We start from the raw sequence: 20,564 nt of genomic DNA, 5'->3' as shown, positions 1-20,564 counted from the left end.
CGCACGCCGTCGGGCGTCAGCTACATGCTGGAAAACCGCGAAACCATGATGCAGATGTTTCCGGAGCTGTTCCAGCTCAACAAGGTGCAGCGCGTCGAAGACTATCCCTATCTCCTGCGCCAGTCGCTCGCTTCGCTGGCGCCTCCCGGCTGCAAGGGCAAGCCGCGCGTCGCGGTGCTGACCCCCGGCATCTACAATTCCGCCTATTACGAGCATTCCTTCCTCGCCGACATGATGGGCGTGGAACTCGTCGAGGGTTCGGATCTCCGCGTCATCGACGGCAAGGTGAAGATGCGGACCACCCGTGGCTATGAGGCGATCGACGTGCTCTACCGCCGCGTCGACGATGACTTCCTCGATCCGCTGACCTTCCGTCCGGATAGCTGTCTCGGCGTACCCGGCATCATGGACGTCTACCGCGCCGGTAACATCACCATCGCCAACGCTCCCGGCACCGGCATTTCCGACGACAAGGCGATCTATTCCTACATGCCGGAGATCGTCGAGTTCTATACCGGACGCAAGGCGCTTCTCGAGAACGTGCCGACCTGGCGCTGCTCCGAACCCGACAGCCTGAAATACGTGCTGGAGCATCTGGAGGAACTGGTCGTCAAGGAAGTCCATGGCTCCGGTGGTTACGGCATGCTGGTCGGCCCGACCGCTTCTAAGAAGGAGCGTGCGGTCTTCGCCGAGAAGCTCAAGAGCCGGCCCAACAACTACATCGCTCAGCCGACGCTTTCGCTTTCGACGGTCCCGATCCTGGTCAACAAGGGTATTGCCCCTCGCCACGTCGATCTTCGTCCCTATGTCCTTGTATCCGACAAAGTGCAGATCATTCCGGGCGGATTGACCCGCGTGGCCCTGAAACAGGGCTCGCTCGTCGTCAACTCCTCCCAGGGAGGCGGCACCAAGGACACCTGGGTATTGGAGGACTGAGCCATGCTGGGCAGAACCGCAAACGGACTTTACTGGATGTTCCGCTACATCGAGCGGGCCGAAAACATCGCCCGCCTCGTGGACGCCGGCCTCAGGATGTCGCTGACCCGCACCGGAGCCTCGGAGGAAGACTGGGGCGCCGTGCTTCTCAGCGCCGATGTGCGCGAGGGATATGACGCAGCCCACCCGAAGCTGACGAGCGCCGATGCGATCGACTACCTGCTGCGCGACCTCGCCAATCCGTCCAGCGTGATGTCATGCATCGATTCCGGCCGCAACAACGCCCGCATGGTGCGCACCGCGCTGACCCGCGAGACCTGGGAAGCCACAAACGAATGCTGGATCGAGTTGAAGCAGCTGCTGGGCCGCAGGCTCAAATCGGCAGACCTGCCCGAAGTGATCGACACGGTGAAGCGCCGCGCCGGCCTTATCCGCGGCGCTTTCCACGGATCCATGCTGCGCAACGAGATCTACAATTTCGCGCGCATCGGCACCTTCATCGAGCGGGCAGACAATACCAGCCGCATCCTCGATGTGAAGTATTACGTGCTGCTGCCGGCCGTGACCCAGGTCGGCTCCTCGCTGGACAACATGCAGTGGGAATCGATCCTGCGCTCCGTCTCGGCGCACCGCTCCTATCGTTGGGTCTATGACGGCGAATATCGTGCGGCCAACATCGCCGATTTCCTGATCCTCAACGGCCAGATGCCGCGCTCGCTCGCCTATTCCTACGAGAAGATCGTCAGCAACCTCGGCTATCTTGCCAAGGAATACGGCCAGCGGCTGCCGGCCCACGACACCGCCGATTCCGTGCGCACCACTCTGAGTTCCTGCAATGTGAACGCGATCATGGACCAGGGACTGCACGAATTTCTCGATAATTTCATCTCCCGGAACAACCAGCTGGGCAGCGAGATTACCGAGGGCTACCGCTTCTACAGCTGACGGCAGGCAGGACACCATCATGCGGCTCAAGATCACCCATACCACCGAATACCAGTACGCCGAGCCGGTGGCCTATTCGCTGCAGCGGCTGCGGCTGTCGCCCGTGGCAAGCCCCGGACAGGACGTGCTCTCCTGGCACATAGCCGTCGATGGCGCCGTCGTCGAGGCAGGTTTTCACGACCAGTTCGGCAATCACGTCCACCTCGTCTCGACCGAGGGCGACAGTTCCAAGGTCCATATCGTCGCCAGCGGCGAGGTGGAGACAGAGGATCGCGCCGGCGTCTTCGGCCCCCATATCGGCTACTGCCCACTATGGCTCTTCCTTCGCGACACTCCGCGCACCAAGGCCGGCAAGCTGACGAAGGAGCTTGCCAAGGGTCTTTCCGGTGTGACCGACCTCGACCGCATGCATGACCTGATGGGCACGGTCCACACATCCGTCGCCTATCGCCCCGGCGAAACCGGCACGGAAACGACGGCCGAACAGGCGCTTGAAGCGGGCCACGGTGTCTGCCAGGATCACGCGCATATCTTCATCGCCGCCGCGCGGCTTCTGGATATCCCTGCTCGCTATGTCTCCGGCTATCTGATGATGGAAGGCGTGGCCGAGCAGGCCGCGACCCACGCCTGGGCAGAAGTGTTTCTTCCCGGTCTCGGATGGGTCGGCTTCGACGCCGCCAACGACCATTGCCCGGATGCCCGCTACGTGCGCATCGCCTCCGGCCTCTGCTATGCCGATGTGGCGCCGGTCTCGGGCATGCGCATCGGCCGCGCCGGCGAGGATCTTGCCGTCAAGGTGGTGGTGGAGCCCAGGCTTCAGGGGCAAAGCCAGAGCCAGAGCTGACACCGCAGCATCACCCTGCCCCCGCCCGGACACATAAGGAACACCCCGAGTTCCCGCATCTGCACATCACGCCACGGCCCACCGGTGACATGCACGCCGTAAGCCCGACGCCAAGTCCGCGTGCTCTCCTCATCTGCCCAAGGGAGAATCACGCATGCTGTTTCGCCAGTCGTTGTTCCAGTCGGTCGTCGAGCGTCTTTCGGATGAAGATATCGACCCGACGGCCGAGGAAAGCCCAGCCGTATCCCATCGCATCCACGGCATGCCGGGCAACTATCTCGCGGACAGTCTCACGACCGAGCCTCAGGAAGCAACCCGCCTGCAGCAGGCCTATCTCTTCCTGATGGAAGACGGGCCGCTCGAAGAGCCTGCGGCCCCTGCTCCGCCACAGGCCCAAGCGCCCGTCATACCCGCCCACCTTGTGCGCCTGTCACTGGAGGAAATTGCGGAGGATCTCGGCATCGCGCCGACCGATGATCGGGAAAGACTGGCCGAGCGGCGGCGGCAGTTCGCCAAACTCAACCACCCCGACAGGATTCATGCCGATTTCAGGGAGCGCGCGACGAAACGTATGAAGATCGCCAACCTGCTGATCGACGAAGCAATCCGCCGCCTGCCCTGATCAAGTCAATCCGATCAGAACGGGCAGCGGCGCCGGAAACCTTCAGATTTCAATCGTAAAGTTTCTTCAGCAGCCCGATCAACTGGTCGCGCGCTTCAGGACCGCCAAGCTGCGCCAGTAGCCGCCCTTCATGCTCCTGCCAGATCGGCATGAGTTCGTTCAGATAGGCAAGGCCTGCGTCGGTAATGTAGAGCGACTGGACGCGGCGATCGAGATCGGACTTACGGCGCTCGACGAAGCCCTTGTGCTCAAGACCGTCGACGATGGCGACAAAATTGGCTCTCTGGATACCGAGCGCCTCCGCCACCTCGCTCTGCTTCGATCCCTGGTTGCGGGTCAGAAGCAGCAAGACGGCGAAGTCCGTCGGCCGCAACCCCTTTGCGGCAAACGTCTCGTTGAAATGCTGGAAGACCGCAAGTTGAGCGCGCCGAAGGCGATACCCGACGGCATCCTCCATCATCGAAAAATCTATCTTGGTGGACCCCAGAGCTGTTTCTTCAGCCTTATTTTCCGTCATCTAGACGCCATTCTCATGCATTTTCCCCGCCAAACCATAACGCAAACCAACGGGAAGCGTCATGATCATAACAATAATCTTATAGGATTACCTTCATGGCACAAGGGTTTAGGCTCAGATACCCGTGAAAACAGACAGATTTGGCCCGAAGCAATCCTCGGTTACATTGAGACACGGAAGGATATGCTCCGCCCCGGGAATCCGTCTGTTTTTCGGTTCGTAGCGTATAGAGTGCTGGATCAGGCTTCCTACGGTCAAGGATTTGAATCCTGCTCACTATGTCGAGATTGTTGAGAGCGACGCGTTTGCGCATTTTCCACATTGATGCGAAGCAAACTCTAGGGTATGACCGCCAAACAGCCTGACGGCGAGGCCAAACCTCGCCCCGGATGCACCCGTAGCTCAGCTGGATAGAGTGTTGGATTCCGATTCCAAAGGTCACAGGTTCGAATCCTGTCGGGTGCGCCATATACCGCCGATTGCCCTCCGCAGTACGCTATAGCCGCCGAACGTACACCCTTGTATCCGGTAGAGGTCGGCCCGCGCGCAAAAGAGCGTAGAAATGGCGGCGTTCGGCGGCGGAAAAGTTCGAATCGCTTTCGGTCGAGTGATTGCCAAATGAACACGTTGCGGCCTGGTATAGCGGGAATGCGCCCATCATCGGCCATCGGGGAGCATCGACCGACAATACAAAAATCAGTTACTCTTTAAGCGCCGGTTTCGGAGCTGTGAGCAGCCCTGCGTTGCGTGAAATACTGTGCCGGCGTGCGACCCAACGCCTTCTTGAACATCGTGATGAACGCATTGACCGACTCGTATCCCAGTTCGGCGGCAACACTTTGCACCGTCTCGCCGCTGGCCAGTTCACGAAGCGCGACGACAAGGTGGAGTTGCTGCCGCCAGCGCCCGAACGTCAGTCCCGTCTCGCGGATCAACAGTCGCGCCAGCGACCGCTCGCTCATTGCGACCCGCTTCGCCCAATCGCTCAGTGTACTGCGGTCCGAAGGCTCGATCGTCAGAGCATCAGCCATCGCCCGGATCTTCGGATGGGTGGAGATCGGCAGGTTGAACCGCTCATGCGGCATCTGCGCAAGTTCGTCGAGGATCACCCGCGCGATCCGGGCGGCATGGCTGTCGGCCAGATAGTCCGCGCGCTCGCGGGCAAGCCGGTCGACCATCTCGCGGATCATCGGGGAGACCGAGAGGGTGCAGCTGTTCTGTGGCAGCTTCGCAGACCCCGGCTCGACGAACAGATAGTTGAGCCGTGCATTGGCAGTTGCGCGCGCGCTATGGGGCATACCGCCTGGAATCCACACACCGCAATTGGGGGGCACGATCCAGATTTCGTTGCCCGCAGTGCAGGTGACGGCTCCGTGTAGAGCGAGGATCAACTGCCCCTTGCGATGTACGTGCAGAGGCACTTCCGCCTCGTGTTCCGCGAAATCAAGCTTGTGGGCGACCGCAGGCAGAAGGGTGAGGTCGGGATCGAAAACGGAAACAGCAGATCGCAATAGAGACATGAGAATGGCCGATTTTAGGTATTTTATGTCAAAATACTGAATTTATTTGCTTTTGCAAATCGATCACAACACGCGGCATGAACACCGCGCAGCCCATAAACACCCCCTCAAGCAAGACCGTTGCAGCCATGTTTAAAGCTGGAACGAGCTTCCTTCGCACGCCGGCCCTGAAGGCGGATGCGGATGCGATCCTGTTTTCGGCGAAGAGTTTCGCCGCGGCGATGCTGGCCTACTACATTTCGCTGCGGATCGGGCTTCCCAAGCCGTTCTGGGCCATCGTCACCGTCTACATCGTCTCGCAGACCTCCGCCGGAGCGTCATTAAGTCGTGGCGTGTATCGTTTTGCAGGGACGCTTCTCGGCGCGACCGCGACGGTCGCGATCGTCCCGAACTTCGTGAACGATCCGATGGTGTGCAGCGTCGTGCTTGCGGGCTGGATCGGCCTGTGCCTGTTTTTCTCGCTGCTCGATCGCACGCCGCGCGCCTATGCCTTCGTTCTCGCCGGCTATACCGCGAGCCTGATCGGGTTCCCGAGCGTGCTCGATCCGGGCGCGGTTTTCGAGACTGCGTCAGTGCGCGTCCAGGAAATCTCGATTGGAATTCTGTGCGCGGTCCTGATCCATCGTTACGTCCTGCCGAAACGCATGACCGGCCAATTCACCGGCAAGCTGTGGGCCACGCTGCGGGACGCCCGTCGGCTGGCGGGCGACGCGCTCAATGGAACATCAGGACAAAACCGTCGCGACCGCCACCAGCTCGCAGCGGACCTGCTTGCCATCCAGGGGCTTGCGACGCATCTGCCCTATGATCCAGCCCCCACGCCACGACGCCAGACGCTGCAACTCATTCATGACCGGCTCGCACGCTTGCTCCCGCTCGCGGCCGAGATCGAAGACCGGATTGAGGCCTTTGGCACAGGCGACGACGATGCGCCCGACGAACTGATCGCATTGGTCGGCGACGTCGGGGCCTGGATCGCAAATGTCGTGACGGAGAAACGGGAGGTTGGCGCAGCCCAACTGATCGCGCGCGCGCAATCAGTCCAGAAGCGCTTTGGCTCAGACGCCGCGACGCCCGGCGACAGGCTTGCCGCCAATCTCGCCGGTCACCTGGCCGAGATGATTGGTCTGCTTCAGGACTGCGACAGACTGGGGCGGAACATCGCGGCGACCGGGCGATTGCGAGATGCCGCGTCGCTTCATGGGCCGAAGTGGGCGAGGGGCTACGTCTATCACCGCGATCCGTGGATGGCGGCTCGCACCACGGTCGGCGCTGTCGTCGGCATCCTCATCGGCTGCGCCTTCTGGATCTGGTCGGTCTGGCCGGAGGGCGGAATGGCCGTCTCCATTCTCGGCGTGTGCTGCACCCTATTCGGCAATTTTGATGCGCCCGTACCATTTGTCGTCAAATATATCGTCGGTTCGATCTACGGGGTGGCGATCAGCCTCATCTACAGCTTCGTCATCCTGCCTCAGGTCACGGACTTTTGGGTTCTTGTCGCCGTGCTCGCCCCGGCGTTCCTGTTCGCTGGCTCTCTCCAGGCGCGCCTGCCAACGACTTTCATGGCGCTCGGTATCACGCTGACCATTCCGATCCTCTCGGGTCTGGGCACCCATTACACCGGCGACTTCGCTGCCTCCCTCAACAGTGTGATCGCGCTCTTTGCGGCGGTGGGATTCGGGGCGGTGAGCATGTCCCTGTTCCAGACCGTGCCGGTCGATGCGGCGATCAACCGCTTGCTTCGGTTGAGCCGCCGGGACGTTGGCCGGCGCGCGCTCGGCGCTGCGCCCAACGAAGCGCGCTGGGCGAGCCTGATGATCGATCGGACAGCCCTGCTGCTGCCAAGGCTGCGGGTGTCCGGAAAAGCCTATTCGAATGTACTCGACAATACGCTGCACCACCTTCGCATCGGTCATGTTGCCGGACAGATTCGCAAGACGATCCCGCAGATCAAGGGCGAGGCCGGCGTCGAACTGAGCGAACTTCTATCCGTGATCGCCGGGCGCTTCAGTGGCAGGAAGTCGTCAACACCTGCCGACCTCCTCGACCTCGATCGACGCATCCAGACCTTGATCGTGACGATGGCGAGCAGCACGCTCAGAAACCGCCTGCGGATTGTCGACCTGCTCATTGACCTGCGGTTCGCGCTCAGCTCCCCAGCAGACGGGAGGGCCACAACTCATGATCGTTGATCTCAATGTCGGGGGTGTTCTCATCCCCAGTCTGGTGGTGCTCGCGTTCATCGCGCTGGTCGCCACAATGGCGACGCTCCGCCTGTTTGCCGCCGGCCTCCATCGCTGGTTCGCTTATCGGCCGCTCGTCGAGCTCGCCACCTTCGTCATCATCTACGGTCTGCTCGTGCAGTACCTGCCATCGATCGGACTCTTGCCTTGAAGCCTTTTCTATCCCTGCTTGGCCGCTATGCCCTGACCCTTTGCCTCGTCGCCGTATCCGCTTTTATCGCGTTGAAGGCGTGGAGCCATTACGAGCGGACGCCCTGGACCCGCGACGGACGGGTTGGTGTCGATGTCGTGCAGATCGTGCCTGAGGTTTCCGGCACGGTCAGCGCTGTTCCCGTGGTTGACAATCAATATGTGCGCCGGGGCGACATTCTTTACGAGATCGACCCCGAGCGGCTGCGGCTCGCAGTGGCATTGGCTGAGGCTGAGGTCGAAGCCAAACGCCAGGATATGATCGTTCGTCAGGCGACGGCGCAGCGGCACAGCCAGCTCAAGGATGTCGTCTCCCAGGAAGCCGTCCAGCAATCGGGCGGAGCGGCCGCTGTCGCCAGCGCCGCCTATCAGTCAGCGGTGGCGGCGCTCGATCTGGCCAAGCTCAACCTTGCCCGCTCGACGGTCCGCTCACCGGTCGATGGCTATGTCACCAATCTAAGGCTTCGGCCAGGCGACTACGCGACAGCCGGCGTGACGAAGGTCGCCGTCCTTGACGCCGCCAGTTTCTGGATCACCGGCTATTTCGAGGAGACGAAGATCCGGCAGATCCGCGTTGGCGATCCAGTGCGGATCATGCTGATGGGCTTTGATCAGCCAGTCTCTGGCCATGTCGAAAGCCTCGGTCGCGGGATCGAGAACAGCAACGACGTGCCCGGTCATCTCGGCCTGCCCAATGTGGCGGCGACATTTTCCTGGGTGCGTCTTGCCCAGCGCATTCCGGTGCGCATCCATATCGATCGGGTGCCGTCTGGCGTCGAACTCGCGGCGGGCATGACCGCGACCGTCGAGATCATCCCCGCGACCGCCAAGCCCGGACGAAGATGATCACTATGTCTACGCTCACATGGGCGCCCTAACGGCGCACAAGGCGACAATCCGGACCAAACCTTGCATCGCGCTTTGTCACATCATGCGTCCTGCGCCAGCGGGGCGCCCCATGCACAGCGATGATCCGGCAGCCCCGACAAGCAGGGCGATACCCGCCCACGACAACCCGCCTGCTCCTGCGGTTTCGAGAATGACACCGCCCATGACGGCTCCGCTAAAAATGGCGATGTTCCATGCCGTGACGATTATCGCCTGGGCCACGTCGGCCGCAGGACCGGCAGCACGCGCTGATGCGGTCTGAAAAAGCGTCGCCGACCCGCCAAAAGCCAGTCCCCAGATAAGTGCGGCCCCGTAGATCGCCAACGGTGCTCCGGTCGTCACCGCAAGTATCAAGACGGCCACAAGAAACAGGCCTATGCCGGTGAAGGTCAATGGTCGCAGCCATTTGTCGATCAACGCGCCCGTCAGACCGATACTGACAAGTGCGGAACCCCCGAAAACAAGAAGGACACTGTCGATCTGGCCCGTCATGCGATAGCCGACCAGAAGTGGCGCGATGTAGGTGTAGAGGAGGTTATGGGCCAGGACGAAGCAGAGCGTCACCGCCAGCACCGGGCGTACGCCCGGAACCACAAAGACCTGGGCCAAGGAGGGGCGTTGCGCTTCAGGCTCGCCAGAGAAATCCGGCACCTTCGCGATGGTCCAGCCAGCCAGCAGCAACGCGATCACGCTGAGCAATCCGAAGGTCAGTCGCCAACCGGCGAGGTTGCCGATAAATGTGCCGGCCGGGATGCCGATGGAGAGCGCCAACGGCGTCCCCGCCATCGCAATGGCCATGGCCCGGCCAGCGAGGCCGGGCGGTGCCATGCGAACAGCATAGCCGGCCAGCAACGCCCACAGCAGGCCGGCCGATACACCGCCGACGAAACGTGCCGTCATCGCGACGATAAAACTCGCCGTCAGGGCCGTAATCAGATTGGCGATAGCGAAACCGATGATGGCGCCGAGCAGGAGCGGTCGCCTGCGCCAGCTTCGCGTTGCTGCCGTCAGCGGGATCGCTGCGAGCAGCGATCCCAGCGCATAGATACTGATCCATTGTCCCGCCATGGCCTCGCTCACCCCCAGCGCCCCCCCGATCTGCGGAAGCAGACCGGCCGGGAGGGCCTCCGTCAGGATGGTGACGAAACCGGCAACCGCCAGTGCGCATAGCCCCGCTAGCGGCATCCGTTCGACCTGCGTCGTCACGCTGAGGCCTTCGGCAGCACCAGGTCGCCAACGGTGTAGGTGTGAAACTCGCTGGACGAGACGGTGTCGAGCTTGCGGAATTTTTCGAGGAATACCGGATCGGAAAAGAAAATCTCGACGTCGCCGGGGTCTGAGATCGCCTCGATATTCACGACCGTCAGCCCATCCGTACTCTTGGCGAGGTTACTCCACAGAAAGCCCGGCTTCCGCTCGGCGACATAGTGGACAACATCCTGGATGAGGCGAAAGGCTTCCTCCTGCTTGCCAGGATTAACGTGGATCACGTTGACGATGAAGGCCGTCGGGGTGGGCTGGATCGCAAAGGCGGGGATCATGCTCGTCTCCTTGGTTTTTGGAAGGCCAAGGGATAGCGGTCGGCTTGTCCCGGAAAAATAGGCCATTGTTCCGATGACTACGGAATAAGATTCCTGTAATGATCAAGGCATGGACAAACTCACGGCGTTCGACTCCTTCGTGCAATCGGCTGAAACCGGCAGCTTCGTAGCGGCTGGCCGCAAGCTCGGCCTTTCCGCCTCTGCGGTTGGCAAGGCGGTGGTCCGACTGGAACAACGGCTGGATGTGCGCCTGTTCCATCGCAACACGCGCAACATGACCCTGACCGAAGAGGGGCGGCTGTTCCTCGAACGCTGCCGCCGCATCTTCGATGAGGTCGAGGCAGCGGAAGCCGAGCTTGCCCGATCCAATCGTACGCCGAGAGGGCGGCTGCGGGTCAGTCTGCCGCTGGTCGGCATGCTGCTGACCCCGGTGATGGCAAAGTTCATGCGCGCCTGGCCAGAGGTGCAACTCGACCTCGATTTCAGCGATCGGCTGGTGGACGTCGTGGAGGAAGGGTTCGATGCCGTCATTCGCACCGGGCAACCATCGGACAGCCGGTTGATGAGCCGGAATGTCGGCCGGTTCAAACTCAAGATCGTCGCCTCACCCCGCTATCTGGCGCAATGCGGAGTGCCGGAAACCCCCGACGATCTGGCGCAGCATCAGTGTCTTCACCAACGGTCGCCCAGCACCGGCAAGATCCGACCCTGGCCGTTTGCTCGCGGGGAACGGCAGGCGAAGATTGTCCTGCCCGAACGGATGAGCGCGACGGCGGTCGATCCTCTGATCGAGTTGGCGATCGAGGGGCTGGGCATTGCCTGTCTACCGCCCTTTGCGATCCGTGACGAGATCGCTGACGGCCGTCTCGTGTCGATTTTGGACGAGTGGGTGGAAGAGGCTGATCAGTTCAACGTGCTCTGGCCGGCCAGCCGCCAGATCACGCCCAAACTGAGGGCGTTCGTCGACTTCATGGCCGAGCATCTGCAGCCGCAATAGGCATCGCATATCGCGCCGGTTCGTCCCGTTTTCGCTGTCATGGTGGCGGGCGGAGCGGCGGCGGCTTGACGCGAGGTGCGGAAATCGGTGGCGTTTGCGTAGCTATCGCGCAGGGTATCGCGCCATGGAGGGCAATCGGCGGGGCTGGCGGAGCGCGCAGGATTCGAACCGGCTTAAGGGAGGGCTATAGCGTAGACATAGTTCTCATCATCACCTGGCGCGGCGCGCCAACTTTCCCCTCAAAGGCCCTTTTGGCGAACGGGTTCCCGTCGATAACCCGATATTCCCATCTGCAAATTATACCGGGATAATTTCCCCGCTGAAGATCCCTGTGACCGCCTTCCCACGTGCCAAGATGCCAAGACGCGGAGGTAAGGCCACTGAACCACTTTCATTTTTCATAGGAGACCGCATACGTCCCGTTTGCTGCTCGCGCGATATGTCCGAAAGCGGATTCGCCCAGATGCATTCCCGCGATCAGCAGGTTTTCCGAACTGGCAATGTCCAGCAGCCTCGTTCGTGTTTCGGCGGCGAGATGTGCATCCTGATCGAACGCAATCGACACGTCAGGGCGCGGAATCTGAATCTCAGGGAAATGGACAATATCTCCCCAAACCAGCAGATTCTGGCCGCCGGATTCGAGACGGTAGCCGGTGTGCCCGGCGGTGTGACCCGGAAGCGGAACCGCCGTCATGCCAGGCAGCACCTCACCGGCGTCGAAGGTGCGCAGACGGTCGCGATAGCCGTCAAAGGCCTGACGCGCCACGAGGAAGTTGCCACGGGCACGCTCAGGCGCGCGGCTCAGATTGCCGTCATCCTGCCAGAACGCGACTTCCCGATGGTGGGCGACAAGCTCGGCATTCGGAAAGACGGCTTCCCCTGATGCGTTCATCACCCCCCCGACATGATCGGGATGGGCATGCGTCAATAGGATTGCGTCGATTTCCGAAGGATGAATGCCAGCGAGTAGCAGATTGGCAGTTAATCGACCGCCCCATTGCTTGAAACCGCCCGCACCTGCGTCGATCAGGATCGTGCGACCGCCTCCGCGCACCAGATAGCAGTTGATATGGATCGAGGTATGATCCGTTATCCCTGCATTTTCCTGCATGCGAGAAGCTTCGGCCGGATCGATATTCGCGAGGAAATCGAAACTGGCGTGGAGATAGCCATCACTGACGGCGGTGATCGTGAAGTCACCGACCGGCTGGCTGGGTAATGCAAGATGAGACATGGTTCTTCTCCAGGCGTCAACTCAATTTCGTGCGTGGATGCTCGACGCGTCATAGCCAAAGCAGCGAATGCGCGCCGTGAGGCCGATCTTGCGCCTTATGGCGTCGTCCAGCCCCTCCATGAACCGTTCCATGACCGGCAGCGTCCGAAATGGCTCAAGGCGATATTGGATTTCAGCGAAAGCCGGGTGCCCTCGACCGTGCCAAACAGCGACATAGATGATGTGCACGTTCGGCAATGCCGCCCGGAGAATGCCCGTGCAAAGTTCTGCGCATTGCTCCGTGAGATCTGCGAGCGCTTCGTCCGGTGGCATCCTGTCTACGGGAATGTAGATCGTGACGTTCGGCATCGGTGCTACCGTGCCTTCCCGGCAGCAGCGTCACCGTCGCTCGTCAACTGCGCCGTCATCGGCGCATAGACATGGGCGCCGTCCGGCAGATGCTTGATGTCAAGTACCTTGCCGCGCTCCACCTTGGCGAACCAGCGCTGCTCCGGGAACTTCTCCATAGCAACCGCCTGCATCGCATACGGGGTGAGACCAAGCCGGACCAGAGGTTCGGGACCTGTTGCGCTCAACGCAAGATATTCGCCCTCACCAATGGCCGGCGCTCGCTCGATGCCATCGTAGAGGTTCCGGTGCCAGTCGGTGATGTACTGTTGCCAGCGTGCAAAATTGCCGCCGCCCTTCTGGCGGTATTCCTCACCCGCCAGAATATCGAGGCCATCAATCGAATGAAGGGCTAGATAAACAGGGCAACCACGGGTCAAAGCCTTGAAACGTTGCGAAGTATGAAAACCGCTCACGGAAATAAGGGCTGGCAGCTTGTCCAGGCTGTAAAAGTCGTTCCATTCCGCTTCGCTGCCGGGATCGGCAAAGCTGCATTCCACCGTATAGATCATTGCACCACCTTCGACCGAAAGCACGGAGCTTCAGGCCATCTATCGTTGATATTTGCTCATGATAGACTGACAATCTTGGTCTATATATCGACAACGGATCATGCTTCAGTGATCTAATATCAAGGTGGCGGTGGATCGAACGCCGACCCGTGCTGTCAGGAACCATCATGCGCCGCAAGATTCCCAGCAATTCCGCACTCATGGCATTCGAGGCGTCCGCTCGTCATGGCAGCTTCGCGCGCGCGGCCGACGAACTGGCCCTGACCGAAGGGGCGATCAGCCGCCAGATCGGTCGACTGGAAGCGTTCCTTGGCATCACGTTGTTCGAACGGGTTGGCAATCGTGTCCGGCTTTTGCCGAATGGAGAGCGTTATGCCGTTCAGGTTCGCGAGTCACTCGACCGGCTGGAGCGTGACAGCCAATATCTGATGGGGCAGCCCAGCGATGGCGCGAGCCTCGACATCGCCACCATCCCGACCTTTGCCACGCGCTGGCTTATTCCCCGGTTGGCGCGGTTTCGTGAAATGCACCCAAACACCACCGTGCATCTTACTGAGCGGATGGAGCCCTTTGTGCTTGCCGGTAGCGGCTTCGATGCTGCGATCCATTTCGAGCATCCTGCCTGGACGGGAATGAGAACGCACCGCCTGTTGCATGAGACGTTGGTACCTGTTTGCCATCCGGCGCTTCTCGATGGAGGTGAAGGAGCGGTATCCTTGGATGAACTGCCTCGCCTTCACCGACGTCAGAACCCGGACGCCTGGCAACGCTATGCGCAGGAAACCGGGATCGCGCTGACCAATCCTGCGGTTGGAGCCCGTTATGATCTTCACTCCATGCAAATCGAAGCCGCGTTAGCCGGCCTCGGCGTTGCACTCGTACCGCGCCTCTATGTCGAAACCGAATTGGCGGAAGGTCGCTTGGTCGCGCCCTGGCCCGATGGCATATCGATCGCCAAAACCTTCTGCCTCATCTTGCCGGAGCCGATACGATTGAGCGAAGGACCTATCCAGATGTTCGCGAACTGGCTGATCAAGGAAGCACGCCGTCACAGTCCCAGCTTCGATTGACACGGGGCAGCCGAATACTTCTAAGATTCGAACCATGCTTAAGTGAGGGCTATAGCGTAGACATAGTTCTCGTCTTCACCCGGCGCAGTGCGCCATTATTCCCAAATACCTGACCGTTTATCAGGGCTGTTGAAAACTGCCCAAAAGAAGCAACCAGGAAACTTCAAGCGGTGCGGTGAACAAGCGCATCCAAGCGGCAGGGCTCTCTGCATCCTCAGGTCACCGATGAGCCAAAGGAGCCAGATCCACGGTCTGTTCCCGGCCCGGTCGCACGCGGTTACGACCGTCTTCCTTGGCCTTGAGCAGCGAGGCATCGGCGCGACTGACCAGCGTAGCCCAGGGTCCCTCGCCCGGTGACTGCGCCACACCGATCGACATGGTGACGCGGCCGAGCGGGCGGGCGCGATGGCTGAGCGGGGCATCGGCCACCGCGGCGCGAATGACTTCAGCCAGATCGAGCGCCTGCTCGATCTCCATGCCGGGGCAAAGCACGGTGAACTCTTCTCCGCCGAAACGGAAAACCTTCCCTCGATCGGCCACGCTTTCGCGGACGATCTGCGCCACGTGCTGCATGACCATATCGCCGGCGTCATGGCCGAACTCGTCGTTGAAGCGCTTGAAGTGGTCGATGTCGAGCATCATGCAGGCGAGCGCCGTGCCCTGCCCGTCCGCGAACCGGTTCAGCATTTCATCGAGCGAACGCCGGTTGAGAAGGCCGGTCAGCGGATCCCGGATCGCCATGTCCGTCAGGCGTTCGCGCAGTTCCAGATTGGCGATGGCCAGCGCAACGTTTTCCGCAATCATCTCCAGATAGAGACGCGATATGTCTCCGGAGGAACACGCGCCGTCCACCTCTTCGAAATAGAGGAGACCGATCGTATCGCCGAGCGCCGATAGCGGCACGCAGAGCGCCTCCTGCTCCCCTTCGCGCAGATGCTTGCACTGGGCATCACCGCCGCGCACATCGCTCACGTGAGGATGGCCTCGGCGCAATGCCCAGCAGTCGGAGAGTTCGAACTGGTCCTCGCAGCGCTTCGGCTCCAGCCAGCTGGCATCCACCCGCAGCGTGGTGCGCCGATCGTTAAGCAGCAACAGATGGCCGGCAAGTCTCGGAAAGATCTGCGGCATGAAGCGGGTCAGCATCTCCGCCACTTCCCCGCGGGTCTGACAGGCCTGAAGCCGGTGCATCATCTGCAGGATCAGGTCCTTCGTCTCCTGCTCGGCGCGCCGCGCCGCATCGAGGCGTTCGCGCTCAAGTCCGTTTTCGCGGAAAACCACGAGCGCATTGTTCATCTCGCTGATTTCGTCGTGCCGGCCATCCGGCAGAACCTCGACCTCGTAATCCTGCCGGGCCAGCCGCCGGACAACGGCGGCCATCTTGACGAGCGGCATCGCCACTCGCCGACGCAGCACGAAATAGAGCACGCCGAGGAAAAGCGCCGCCGTCGCACCCAGCAGTATGCGCGCGATCAGGCCGAAGAAATCGGCGCGGAACTGCGCATCGTGCACGGCGGAAAGGGTGCGGTTTGCCGTATCTTTGCGAAAGGTCTCGACATTCGCCATGAAGCGCGCATGGAGCTGCACATGCTCGGTGCCGAACAGGGTATCGCGCGCCTTTGCCACGTCGCCCTGCTGGTAGGTCTGGATCGCTTGCCGCTCCATCGTGTCCAGAACGTCCGCATCCCGCCGTATGGAATTCAGGAGATCGACTTCCTGCGGCGATGGGTCGAGCGAGCGAATGGCGGTGATCGTCCCCTCCAGCCGCTTTTCCTCCGCTTCATCGGTGGCGAAGGACACGAGGCGGCGTTCCTCGCCGCTCATCACGTAGAGCCGGGCTTCATTGGTACGCTCGTCAGCCCCGAGCGCCAGTTCCTCAGCGAGGCTGTCGAGCGAAAGATGGTGCTCCACCGCCACCCTCTCGCGATCCGCGCTGTGGGACGAAACGATGAAAGCGGCTGCGGACAGGCCGGTGAAGACAAGCGTCAGGCCATAGGCCCAGTTGGTGATTTCATGAATACGCATGAAAGCCTTTCGCTTCGCAAACTTGAGCGGCCCCGCGATTGCCGCGTTGCCCCTGATCGGCGGAGCCATTCTTCGGAACGGCCACCACGACCGCCAGAGAGAAAAGCCATAGACGCCATCTGTCCCCGGCGAAAATCCCGCTGCAACTCCCTGACCTACATCAGGATTCGGCTGCACGCCGATGCGACCGCAAGTCATCATCTATCGCAGGGCAAGTATGAAGGAAAGGCCCTTCCCGTACCGCGAAGGATCCATGAACTTTGTAAAGAGAATGCAAACCGGAACGGGTTCGGCAGGGCTGGTGTCAGCCGGGACTTTTCCACTGCGCGGAGACAGACCGACGAAGCACGCAACGCCGCGCATCACAGGAGAAGCGCAGCGTTGCGGTAAACGTGAGGCGTGCCGGAGGGAGCCGTCAGGCGGTCAGTGAAGACCGCCGACGCCGAGCAGTTCCTCGACCGCCTGCTTGTCGGCAGAAAGTTCGACGGGTGTGCCGCGCCAGGCGATGCGGCCGCGCTCCATGATGATGACGTGATCGGCAAAATCGAGTGCGCTCTGGATGCGCTGCTCGACCAGCAGGATCGTCATGTCGCCCGTCTGGGCAAGCCGCGAGAAGGCGGCCATCAGTTCCTCGCAGATGACCGGCGCCAACCCTTCCAGCGGTTCGTCGAGTAACAGCACGGTCGGCTGGCCGAGAATGGTCCGCGCAGTCGAAAGCATCTGCTGCTCGCCGCCCGAAAGCTGCGAACCAAGGTTCCGGCGGCGCTCCTTGAGGCGCGGGAACATCGCATAGGCTTCCTCGAGCGCGTCCTTCGAGCGTCCCTTGAGGCCGACGAAGAGGTTCTCTTCAACCGTCAGCGTCGGGAAGATGTCGCGCGTTTGAGGTACGTAACCAAGGCCCGCAATCGCGCGTGCAGCACTCGGCAGTGCGGCAATGTCGCGCTCGCCAAGGCGAATCTCACCGCCATAACGCTTCGTCTGGCCGGCGAGCGTGGCAAACAGGCTCGTCTTGCCCATGCCGTTGCGGCCGAGAACCGCGAGGCGAGAGCCGGCGGCAACGGAGAAAGATACATCCTCGATCACCCGTGTCGGGCCATAGCCCGAGCTCAGGTTGCGGATTTCAAGCGGCGCTGCCGGCATTGGCATAGCTCCCTAGATAGGCTTCACGGACACGGGCGTCGTTGGTCACGTCGGACGGCGAACCGTCAAAGATCACCGTACCCGCCGCCAGCACGACGACGCGCTTGGCGAAACGGAAGACGAGGTCCATGTCATGTTCGATCATCAGCACGGCGAGATCTGCCGGCAGTTTTTCCAGCGCCTGTTCGATACGGCCGGTATCGCTCTGTGGCACGCCCGCTGCAGGCTCGTCGAGCAACAGCACCTTGGGCTTGAGAGCAAGGGCGAGCGCGATTTCGAGGAGGCGCTGCTGGCCATAGGCAATCTCGCTCACCCGGCTTTGGGCAAGCGCCGTTAGGCCAAGGGTTCCGAGGATGTCATACGTTTCCTCCATCACCTCGCGCATGCCGGCATGACTGCCGAACATGCGGCCGGACTTGCCTTCGCGCTGCAGGACGGCGAGCGACACATGCTCTTCCGGCGTCATGTCGTAGAACAGCCGCGTCACCTGGAAGGAACGCACGAGACCACGACGCACGCGCTGCATGGAGTTGAGCGCGGTCACGTCCTCTCCGGCCAGCTTCACGCTGCCCGAAGACGGCTTCAGGTTACCCGTCACCAGATTGACGAAAGTGGTCTTGCCGGCACCATTGGGGCCGATCAGGGCGATGCGGTCGCCCTTGGCCATGGAGATCGACACATCATTGGTGACGACCAGACCGCCGAAGTTGCGACGCAACTGCTGGACTTCGAATATCGCACTCATGCGCTGCGCTCCGTGCGGCGGCTGAACAGATGCTGCGCGGTACCGTAAAGGCCGCGGGGAGCAAACAGCACGACCGCGATCAGCAGCGCACCGACCATGGTCAACCAGTGGAACGGATTGGCCGCGGAAACGAGGTCCTCGAACCACATGAAGGTAACGGTGCCGATCAGCGCGCCAAACAGCGAACCCGTTCCGCCGAGAACCAGCATGACGAGGGCTTCGGCGGAGAGCGTGAAGCTGAGGCTGTCGAGGCCAACGACCTGGGTGGAGATTGCGTTCAGCGCGCCGCCCACGCCGGCCACCATGCCGGAGATCACGTACATCTTGAGCAGCGTCGAGTTGACCGAAGCACCCATCGCGTGAACACGGATCGGATCCTCCTTGATACCCCGACAGAGCATGCCGAAAGGCGAGCGCACCAGCATGCGCAGCAGCACAAAGACCACCAGCAGCAGCACGACGCCGTAGATATAGGCCGTCTGGCCCCAGAGGTCGAATTCGAACATGCCGAGAAGCGCATCCGGCATGATGTCGGCAAGACCGTCGCTACCGCCCGTCCAGCCGGATGCCTTGTTGGCCGCCTCATGGAAGAGATGGATCACGGCAATCGACAGCACCAGCTGCGACAGCCCGTGGGCGCGAAGCACGATGGCGCCGGAAACAAGGCCGGCGACCGCGCCGGCGGCAGCACCGATCAGTGTCATGGTCAGCGGTTCGGTGATGCCGAAATGAGCCGCCGCGATGCCGGCGCCATAGGCGCCCGCCCCGAATAGGGCCGCATGGCCGAGAGTCGCGACACCGCAGTAACCGGTAACGAGATCGATCGACAGCACCAGAAGTGCTGTGCCGATGATGCGCGTCAGGAGCGCCAGATTGCTGGGGAAGAGGAAGTAGCCGATGATGGCGACGACGATGATCGCCGCCACGCCGACGAGACCGCCGATTTCCATCTTTCTGCGGGGCACCGCACCGGCAAGATTGGTTTCGTTCATGAGGACCGCCATTTTCACTTGAGCCTTCCGGCCAGGCCGCGGGGGAACAGGGTGACCACCACGATGACGGCCAGATAGAAGAAGAACTCGCCATATTCCGGCGCGAGATAACGTCCGGTTGTATCGATGCCGCCAAGCAGCAGACAGGCGGCAAGCGCGCCGGGAATGGAGCCTGCACCACCGACCGAAACGACGACCAGGAAGGTCACCATGTAGCGCAGCGCATAGTAAGGCTCGACCGGCATCAGTTCCGCTCCGACGACACCCCCGAACGCGGCAAGGCCGATCGCAACCGCAAACGAGATCGCATAGACTACCTCGGTCCGCACGCCGAGTGCTGCCGCCATGGCGGCATTATCGACCGAAGCGCGCAGCTTCACGCCGAACGCGGTGCGCTCGATCAGGAACCAGAGCGCTCCGGCAACAGCGAGACCGCAGACGATCGCGAAGATGCGATGCGCGCCGATCGAACGGAAACCGATATCGACGGAACCCTGCAGCTGTTCCGGCAGCGGAATGGTCTTCAGTGTCGGCCCAAAGGCGAAGTTGGCGATACCGATCACGCAGAAGGTGATGCCGATGGTCATCAGCACCTGGGTCAGCTGCGGAGAACCGTAGATACGGCGATAGAGAAGCCGTTCCAGCGGAATGGCGATCACCACCGTTCCGATGACCGCGACGAAGATCGCGCCGACATAGCCGATGCCGAAGTGCTGTGCCGCATAAGAGGCGAAATAGCCACCGATCATGGCGAAAGCGCCGTGAGCCAGATTGACGACACGCATCAGGCCCATGGTCACCGAAAGACCGATCGAAATGACGAACAGCACCATGCCATAGGCGAGCGCATCGACGGCTATGCTGAACATGGTTTGCATTGTTTGGTTCCTGTCTTTTGGCCTTGCGCATCCGCTCGATGCGCCGGCGGCCGTCACCTTGTAAGTCCCGCTCTCGGGCCGGGCCGGTCATGCGCCGGCGCTCTGGCGGGATATTGCGGCCCAAACGGGATGGGCCACTAGGACAGTCCACTGAAGCTCTCTTCGGCGGACTGTCCTCGCATCATGGTTCGCTGCGTTACTTCGCGGCGGCGAGACCCGGATCCTTCTGGTTTTCGAAGGTCTGGATTTCCTTGTTGTAGTAGGTACCGTCATCGGCCTTGGCGACTACGCGCAGATAGATGTTCTGCGTGATGTGGCGGCTTTCAGCGTCGATGCTCACCG

At 61.5% G+C, this 20,564-nt stretch carries 21 protein-coding genes and 1 tRNA gene; 10 read left to right on the top strand and 12 right to left on the bottom strand.

Features of this window, described 5'->3' with window-relative positions:
- The 4 genes from OJJ21_RS01465 to OJJ21_RS01450 form a co-directional block, all read left to right on the top strand.
- Positions 1-936 (top strand): circularly permuted type 2 ATP-grasp protein (locus tag OJJ21_RS01465; protein WP_297682598.1); only part of this gene is annotated, 936 nt, incomplete at its 5' end.
- Between the two features lie 3 nt (positions 937-939).
- The gene (locus OJJ21_RS01460) at positions 940-1,881 is read left to right on the top strand and encodes an alpha-E domain-containing protein (RefSeq protein WP_250915701.1); all 942 of its coding nucleotides are present in this window, start codon (positions 940-942) and stop codon (positions 1,879-1,881) included.
- A gap of 19 nt (positions 1,882-1,900) precedes the next feature.
- Positions 1,901-2,725, top strand: coding sequence for a transglutaminase family protein (locus tag OJJ21_RS01455; RefSeq protein ID WP_297682597.1), 825 nt, complete (start codon positions 1,901-1,903; stop codon positions 2,723-2,725).
- 154 nt (positions 2,726-2,879) lie between these two features.
- A complete protein-coding gene (locus tag OJJ21_RS01450) occupies positions 2,880-3,347 on the top strand; it encodes a hypothetical protein (protein WP_250946489.1) in 468 nt (155 codons plus the stop codon).
- A 49-nt stretch (positions 3,348-3,396) separates the two neighbouring features.
- Here the strand turns inward: OJJ21_RS01450 and OJJ21_RS01445 are convergent, their stop codons facing one another.
- Positions 3,397-3,864: a MarR family winged helix-turn-helix transcriptional regulator gene (locus OJJ21_RS01445; protein WP_250915698.1), complete on the bottom strand. Its 468-nt coding sequence runs from the start codon at positions 3,862-3,864 to the stop codon at positions 3,397-3,399.
- A gap of 391 nt (positions 3,865-4,255) precedes the next feature.
- On the opposite strand from OJJ21_RS01445, the gene OJJ21_RS01440 reads away from it, so the two are divergent.
- Positions 4,256-4,332: transfer RNA gene (locus OJJ21_RS01440), tRNA-Arg, on the top strand.
- 239 nt (positions 4,333-4,571) lie between these two features.
- Here the strand turns inward: OJJ21_RS01440 and OJJ21_RS01435 are convergent.
- Positions 4,572-5,384: a helix-turn-helix transcriptional regulator gene (locus tag OJJ21_RS01435; protein ID WP_297682596.1), complete on the bottom strand. Its 813-nt coding sequence runs from the start codon at positions 5,382-5,384 to the stop codon at positions 4,572-4,574.
- A 77-nt stretch (positions 5,385-5,461) separates the two neighbouring features.
- Between OJJ21_RS01435 and OJJ21_RS01430 the strand changes: the two genes are divergently transcribed.
- The 3 genes from OJJ21_RS01430 to OJJ21_RS01420 are packed head-to-tail and all read left to right on the top strand — an operon-like array spanning position 5,462 to position 8,662.
- Positions 5,462-7,576: an FUSC family protein gene (locus OJJ21_RS01430; RefSeq protein ID WP_366092173.1), complete on the top strand. Its 2,115-nt coding sequence runs from the start codon at positions 5,462-5,464 to the stop codon at positions 7,574-7,576.
- Complete coding sequence (locus OJJ21_RS01425; RefSeq protein ID WP_297682595.1) at positions 7,566-7,778, top strand: DUF1656 domain-containing protein; 213 nt, start codon at positions 7,566-7,568, stop codon at positions 7,776-7,778. The genes OJJ21_RS01430 and OJJ21_RS01425 overlap by 11 nt, the downstream gene beginning before the upstream one ends.
- A complete protein-coding gene (locus OJJ21_RS01420) occupies positions 7,775-8,662 on the top strand; it encodes an efflux RND transporter periplasmic adaptor subunit (protein ID WP_297682594.1) in 888 nt (295 codons plus the stop codon). Before OJJ21_RS01425 ends, OJJ21_RS01420 begins: the two co-directional genes overlap by 4 nt.
- Positions 8,663-8,740: 78 nt before the next feature.
- On the opposite strand, the gene OJJ21_RS01415 is transcribed toward OJJ21_RS01420, so the two are convergent.
- Both OJJ21_RS01415 and OJJ21_RS01410 read right to left on the bottom strand, forming a co-directional pair.
- A complete protein-coding gene (locus OJJ21_RS01415) occupies positions 8,741-9,910 on the bottom strand; it encodes an MFS transporter (protein WP_297682593.1) in 1,170 nt (389 codons plus the stop codon).
- Complete coding sequence (locus OJJ21_RS01410; RefSeq protein WP_250945876.1) at positions 9,907-10,245, bottom strand: antibiotic biosynthesis monooxygenase; 339 nt, start codon at positions 10,243-10,245, stop codon at positions 9,907-9,909. Before OJJ21_RS01410 ends, OJJ21_RS01415 begins: the two co-directional genes overlap by 4 nt.
- A 109-nt stretch (positions 10,246-10,354) precedes the next feature.
- Here OJJ21_RS01410 and OJJ21_RS01405 point away from each other — a divergent pair, with 109 nt between their 5' ends.
- Positions 10,355-11,242, top strand: a complete 888-nt coding sequence (locus OJJ21_RS01405; RefSeq protein WP_250945877.1) for a LysR family transcriptional regulator — start codon at positions 10,355-10,357, stop codon at positions 11,240-11,242.
- A 391-nt stretch (positions 11,243-11,633) separates the two neighbouring features.
- Here the strand turns inward: OJJ21_RS01405 and OJJ21_RS01400 are convergent, their stop codons facing one another.
- From OJJ21_RS01400 to OJJ21_RS01390, 3 genes are read right to left on the bottom strand one after another with little or no spacing between them, the layout of a single operon-like run.
- Complete coding sequence (locus tag OJJ21_RS01400) at positions 11,634-12,476, bottom strand: MBL fold metallo-hydrolase (protein WP_250915666.1); 843 nt, start codon at positions 12,474-12,476, stop codon at positions 11,634-11,636.
- A 21-nt stretch (positions 12,477-12,497) separates the two neighbouring features.
- Positions 12,498-12,824: a hypothetical protein gene (locus tag OJJ21_RS01395; RefSeq protein WP_250915665.1), complete on the bottom strand. Its 327-nt coding sequence runs from the start codon at positions 12,822-12,824 to the stop codon at positions 12,498-12,500.
- Positions 12,825-12,829: 5 nt separating this feature from the next.
- Positions 12,830-13,375: a sugar ABC transporter gene (locus OJJ21_RS01390; protein WP_297682588.1), complete on the bottom strand. Its 546-nt coding sequence runs from the start codon at positions 13,373-13,375 to the stop codon at positions 12,830-12,832.
- 167 nt (positions 13,376-13,542) lie between these two features.
- Between OJJ21_RS01390 and OJJ21_RS01385 the strand changes: the two genes are divergently transcribed.
- Positions 13,543-14,445: a LysR substrate-binding domain-containing protein gene (locus OJJ21_RS01385; RefSeq protein ID WP_250915663.1), complete on the top strand. Its 903-nt coding sequence runs from the start codon at positions 13,543-13,545 to the stop codon at positions 14,443-14,445.
- A gap of 219 nt (positions 14,446-14,664) precedes the next feature.
- Here the strand turns inward: OJJ21_RS01385 and OJJ21_RS01380 are convergent, their stop codons facing one another.
- The 5 genes from OJJ21_RS01380 to OJJ21_RS01360 form a co-directional block, all read right to left on the bottom strand.
- Positions 14,665-16,467, bottom strand: coding sequence for a sensor domain-containing diguanylate cyclase (locus OJJ21_RS01380; protein WP_297682586.1), 1,803 nt, complete (start codon positions 16,465-16,467; stop codon positions 14,665-14,667).
- A gap of 423 nt (positions 16,468-16,890) precedes the next feature.
- Positions 16,891-17,607: an ABC transporter ATP-binding protein gene (locus OJJ21_RS01375; protein WP_099058609.1), complete on the bottom strand. Its 717-nt coding sequence runs from the start codon at positions 17,605-17,607 to the stop codon at positions 16,891-16,893.
- Entirely contained in the window at positions 17,588-18,352 is a 765-nt protein-coding gene (locus OJJ21_RS01370) for an ABC transporter ATP-binding protein (RefSeq protein WP_297682581.1), read from the bottom strand. Before OJJ21_RS01370 ends, OJJ21_RS01375 begins: the two co-directional genes overlap by 20 nt.
- Positions 18,349-19,344 (bottom strand): branched-chain amino acid ABC transporter permease, encoded by a 996-nt coding sequence (locus OJJ21_RS01365; protein WP_297682579.1) that lies wholly within the window; start codon positions 19,342-19,344, stop codon positions 18,349-18,351. Before OJJ21_RS01365 ends, OJJ21_RS01370 begins: the two co-directional genes overlap by 4 nt.
- 14 nt (positions 19,345-19,358) lie before the next feature.
- Complete coding sequence (locus OJJ21_RS01360) at positions 19,359-20,222, bottom strand: branched-chain amino acid ABC transporter permease (protein ID WP_250915660.1); 864 nt, start codon at positions 20,220-20,222, stop codon at positions 19,359-19,361.
- Positions 20,223-20,564: the final 342 nt, after the last annotated feature.

Origin of the sequence: Ferrovibrio sp. (assembly GCF_025869515.1) — a bacterium.
Taxonomy (GTDB): Bacteria; Pseudomonadota; Alphaproteobacteria; order Ferrovibrionales; family Ferrovibrionaceae; genus Ferrovibrio.
Note: the sequence above shows the minus strand (reverse complement) of the source record. Positions and strands in the feature narration are given on the sequence as shown.